This window comes from Streptomyces sp. DvalAA-14 (assembly GCF_900091855.1).
Classification (GTDB): domain Bacteria; phylum Actinomycetota; class Actinomycetes; order Streptomycetales; family Streptomycetaceae; genus Actinacidiphila.
Window position 1 is genome coordinate 1 of the sequence record NZ_FMCH01000602.1, and the last position, 5,624, is coordinate 5,624.

Genomic DNA, 5,624 nt, shown 5'->3' on the forward strand with positions numbered 1-5,624 from the left:
CCCGCGGCCCCGGCGGCGCCGCGCCCGCTGAAACTGCCGGCGGACTACGACGACGAGGCACGCGAGACCATCCAGGCGGTGCGGCCCTACACCATGACCTCACCGGAGCGGGTGAACGCGTTCATCCTGGCCGTCCGGCACATCACCAAGCACCGGATACCCGGTGCGATCGTCGAGTGCGGCGTCTGGCGCGGGGGCAGCATGCAGGCCGCCGCCCGCACCCTGCTGGCAGCCGGGGACACCGAGCGGGAGCTCTACCTGTTCGACACCTTCGAGGGCATGCCGCCGCCCACCGACCGGGACAAGCGCCGCGACGGCGAGGCCGCGGCCGACCTGATGGCCCGGCAGGAGAAGGACCGCCCGATCTGGGCGGTCGCGGGCCTGGAGGACGTCCAGGAGGGCTTCTCGCACGTCCCCTACCCCGCCGAGCGCGTCCACTACGTCCAGGGCCTGGTGGAGGACACCATTCCCGCACAGGCGCCCGAGCAGATCGCGATACTGCGGCTGGACACCGACTGGTACGCCTCGACCCGGCACGAGTTGGAGCATCTCTACCCGCGGCTGGCCAGCGGCGGTGTGCTCCTCATCGACGACTACGGGTGGTGGCAGGGCTCGCGGGAGGCCGTGGACGAGTTCCTGGAGAAGACCGGCGCGCAGCTGCTGCTGCTCCGGATGGACGAAGGCCGCGTCGCCGTGAAGCCGTAGCCGGGGCCGTCATGGCCATGGCTGCGGCCGGGCCGGCACACGGAGCCGAGTCGCCCCCGGAGTCCGGGGGTGGCTCGGCTCCGCGGCGCGCGTCCGTCGCGCCGGACCGCCGGCCCTCCCGGAGTGCTCGGCTCTCGGCACGTGTTCCGGGGCAGGGAGTGGGGCCGCCCGGCCCCGCCGGTCAGCCGCGGCGCAGCATCATCACGACGGCCACGATGACGATGATGAGAACGATGGTGCCGAGACCGATGTACATGACGAGCTCCCTTTCGACGGAGGACAACTTCGGGACGCCGCAGCGGCTTTGGCCGGTGCGTATTCCGTCCTTCAGGGCGGTTGCCCTGTTCCGCCCGGTCCAAAAGTGCCAACCGCTTCCTGTCGCCGCCGGGCCGCCGCGGCATCCGTGGCAGGCCGGTGGCCAGCGGCCGTACCGGGCGTGAACCCGACACGGCGGTAAGCCGCCAGCGGCCCGCGTTGACCGGGTCGCGGCGCCGCGAGGATCTTGTGTCACACCGCGTCCGCCCATGCCGGGGCGGCAGCGCGGCCCCGCACCACTTGATCCCCCTGGAGACGTCCTTTGCACGCGATACCCCCGCCTGCGCCCAGATCGACTGGGAGCGCTCCCGGTCGTGTTGCCGCGCGATCCGCGGCCGCCACCGCCCTGGTCGCACTCCTGGCCCTGCTCGCCGTACTGCTGCCGCAGAGCGCCGCCGCCGGCACCGGCACCGCCCACGCCGCCAAGACCGGTGGCGTCGCCGCCGAACCGCTGTGCGGCGCGCCCAAGCCCGGCGCCTTCACCTGCTTCTCCTTCCGCCGCACCGACGTCCGCATGGCGCTCGGCCTGCAGCGGGCCGGCGCCGCGAGCGCCCCCGACGGCCTGTCCCCCGCCGATCTGCGCTCCGCCTACGACCTGCCGGCCGACGGCGGGGCCGGGGCCACCATCGCGATCGTCGACGCCTACGACGCACCGACCGCGGAAGCCGATCTGGCGGTCTACCGGCAGCAGTTCGGGCTGCCCGCCTGCACCGCCGAGAGCGGCTGCTTCCGCAAGGTCGACCAGCGCGGCGGGGCGGACTACCCGCAGCCCGACGACGGTTGGGCCGGGGAGATCTCCCTGGACCTCGACATGGTCTCCGCGGTCGCCCCGGACGCGAAGATCCTGCTGGTCGAGGCGGACGACACCGCGATGGACTCGCTGGGCGGCGCGGTGAACACCGCGGTGGCCCTCGGCGCCGAGTACGTCTCCAACTCCTACGGCGCCTACACCGACGACCCGGGTCAACCGGCCGCCGACGAGGCGTACTTCGACCACCCCGGCACGGCCGTGGTGTTCTCCTCCGGTGACGACGGCTACGGCATCAGCTACCCGGCCTCGTCGCCGTACGTCACCTCCGTCGGCGGCACCTCGCTGCGCCGCGACGACAGCTCCCGCGGCTGGAGCGAGTCGGTGTGGAACACCGTCGTCACCCACTCCGACGGCACCCAAACCTGGGGGGCGCCCGGTTCCGGCTGCTCGGCGGTGGAGGCCAAGCCGGCCTTCCAGACCGACGCCGGCTGCGCGGGCCGGACGGTGGCCGACGTCAGCGCGGTCGCCGACCCGGAGACCGGCGTGGCGGTCTACAACAGCTTCTCCGACGGCGGCTGGAACGTGTACGGCGGCACCAGCGCCTCCGCGCCGATCATCACCGGCACCTACGCGCTGGCCGGCCGGCCGGTGGCCGGCACCTTCCCCAACTCCTATCCGTACCAGACCCCTTCGGCGCTCAACGACGTCACCACCGGCGACAACGCCAGCTGCCCGGACTCCTCGCTGTGCGGCTTCGGCAGCACGCCGGACTGCGACCCGGCCTATCTGTGCGCCGCCCGGACCGGCTACGACGCGCCCACCGGCCTGGGCACCCCCGACGGTCCGGCCGCCTTCAGGCCCGGCCCGCACGCCGACGTGCACGGCACCGTGACCGACGCGGCCACCGGCCGGCCGGTGGCCGGAGCCGCCGTCGATGTGGGCGACTACCACGCCACCAGCGCCGGGGACGGCACCTACCGGCTGGACATCCCGGCCGGCAGCTACCCGGCCAAGGCCGGCGCGTTCGGCTACGCGCAGCAGGATCTCGGCACCCTCGAACTCCCCGACGGCACCGACCTGGTGAAGGACATCGCCCTGCAAGCGGTGCCCTCGCAGTCCATCTCCGGCACCGTCCAGGACACCGGGCACGCCTGGGGCGTCTACGCCAGGATCACCCTGGACGGCGTGCCCGGCGAGACCTACAGCGACCCGGCGACCGGCGCCTACACGATCAGCGTGCCGATGAACCGCGACTACACCCTGCACGCCGCCCCGCTGGCGGCCGGCTACCAGCCGGTGACGCGGACGGTGTCGGTCGCCGACCGGCCGCTGACCGGCGTGGACCTCGTCCCGGCGCTCAACGACCACGGCGCCCTGCCGGCCGGATACGCGATCGGCTACCACGGCGGCGAGCAGCAGCACTTCGACGCCCCGGCCGCGCCCGCCGGCTGGACGGTGCGGAACAACACCCCGGCCGGGGGCTGGCAGTTCGACGACACCCTCAACCGCGGCAACCAGACCGGCGGCAGCGGCCACTTCGCGAGCGTGGACGACTTCGCGCTCGGCTGGGCCCCGGTCGACACCGAACTGATCAGCCCGGTCTACGACTTCAGCGCGGAGAAGACCCCGCAGCTGGACTTCGAGACCGCCCTGCCCTCGCTCTACCGGCTGGACAGCGCGGTCGCCGACGTCGATGTCAGCACCGACGGCGGTACGGACTGGACGACGGTGTGGCACCACGAGGACGTGCTGACCGGCCCGTCCCACCAGAGCGTGCCGCTCGACGCCTACGCCGGCAAGTCCTCGGTGCGGGTGCGCTTCCACTACACCGGCAGCCTGACCGGCATCTGGCAGGTGGACGACGTCGCCATCGGCACCCGCGGCCTGCGGACACTGCCCGGCGGCCTGCTCGTCGGCCACGTCACCGACGCCAACACCGGCGCCGGCGTGCCCGGTGCGACCGTGACGAGCGCCGCCGCGCCCGCCGACACCACGCGGGCGGTGGTCTCGCCCGGCGACCCGGCGGTCACCGACGGCGTCTACTGGCTGTTCTCCGGCCTGACCGGCAAGCGGAGCTTCACCGCGGGTCTGGACGCCTTCGGCTATCCCTCGGTCACCGCCAAGGTCGACGTGGCCGCGAACAAGGCCACCGCGGCCGACTTCGCGCTGCATCCCGCCCGGCTGTCCGCCGCCGAGAGCTCGGTGTCGGCATCGGTGGCCTGGGGGAACAGCAAGACGGTCGACGTGAGGCTGACCAACACCGGCGGCTCCCCGGTCACCTTCTCCCTCGGTGAGCGGGATCTCGGCCCCGCCGCGACCCCGCCCGCCGCCGCACCCGGCATCTCGGCGCCCACCGTGATCACACCCGACACGGCGGCGCCGCCGGCCGGCGCGAGAGCAGCCGCGAAACCGGCCGCGAAAACACAGGCGACACGGGGGTCGACAACGGGTGCGGACGCCCGCGCGGTCACCGCGCCGCGGTCCGCCGCGACCACCGCCGACCAGGCATGGCAGCCGCTCACCGACCTGCCGACCGCCGTCTCGGGCGGCCTGACCGCGGTGAACGACGGGGTGCTGTACACCGGCCTCGGCGCCACCGCCGACGGCAACTGGACCCGGGACTTCGCCTCCTACGACCAGGCCGGCGGACGCTGGACGCCGCTGGCCTCCCCGGTCACCAAGCGCTTCGCCCCCGCCTACGGCTTCATCCGCGGCAAGCTCTACGTGGTCGGCGGCCGCGACGAGGCGGGGAACGGGATCCGCGGCGGCGAGGTCTACGACCCGGCCACCGACACCTGGTCGCAGATCGCCGACGCCCCCCTCGGGTACGGCGCCTCCGGCGGCGGTGTGGTGGGCGACAAGCTGTATGTCATCGGCGGCTGCACCATCGCCATCGGCTGCGGCACCACCGACGTGCAGGTCTACGACCCGGCCACCGACAGCTGGTCGGCCGGCAAGCCGTACCCCGAGCCGGTCTCGTTCCCGGCCTGCGGCACCGTCGAAGGCGCGCTCACCTGCGCCGGCGGCGCGTACGAGCCCGTCGACGGCGCCGCGCAGGACACCGCGGACACCTTCCGGCTGGACGCCGCCACCGGTGTCTGGCAGCGGGTCGCCGACGCCCCGACCGATTTCTGGGGCGCGGCCGGCACCGCCGCCGGCGGCCGTCTGCTGGTGGCGGGCGGCGCGCAGGTCACGTCCGGCACGGTGAGCGGGAGTTCGTACGCCTACGACCCCGGCAGCGACACCTGGTCGGCGCTGCCCGGGCTGCCGCAGCCGCTGATGCTCGCCCAGGCCGCTGCCGGCTGGTACGTCACCGGCGGGGAGACCGCGGACGGCGCCACGACCGCGACGGCCCTGAAGCTGCCCGGCTGGGACGCGCCGCACGCCGACGTGCCCTGGCTGTCGGAGACTTCGCCGTCGCTCACCGTGAAGGGCGGCAAGTCCGTCACCGTCAAGGTGACGCTGGACGCGACCGCCATGGGCGCCGCCGACTACGGCGACCACCGGGCGGCGATCGTGGTGGACAGCGACACCCCGTACGCGTCGGTCACCGTCCCGGTCACCTTGTCGGTGACCGCGCCGGCCGGCTGGGGCCAGTTGTCCGGCACCGTCACCGGCCTTGCGCCGGGTGGGGCGGTGCCGCTGCCGGGCGCGGTGGTGGAGGTCGACTCCAAGAACGGCGGCACCACCTCGACCACCGACGCCCAGGGCGGTTACCGGTTGTGGCGGCCGGTCTCCGACGGCCCGCTGACGGTGATCGTGGCGGCGGACGGCTACCGTCCGGCCACCCGTACCGTCAAGCTGGTCAAGGCAGGTACGGTGACCGCCGACTTCGCGCTGGCCGCGCGGTAGC

The 5,624-nt window shown here is 74.0% G+C and carries 2 protein-coding genes; both read left to right on the forward strand.

Annotation, left to right across the window (positions count from 1 at the left end; all coding sequences use genetic code 11):
- On the forward strand, window positions 1–705 hold a 705-nt coding region (locus GA0115240_RS32365; protein ID WP_107407250.1), incomplete at its 5' end, for a TylF/MycF/NovP-related O-methyltransferase.
- A 577-nt stretch (window positions 706–1,282) separates the two neighbouring features.
- A complete protein-coding gene (locus GA0115240_RS32370) occupies window positions 1,283–5,623 on the forward strand; it encodes a carboxypeptidase regulatory-like domain-containing protein (protein ID WP_093742332.1) in 4,341 nt (1,446 codons plus the stop codon).
- Window position 5,624 lies beyond the last annotated feature (1 nt).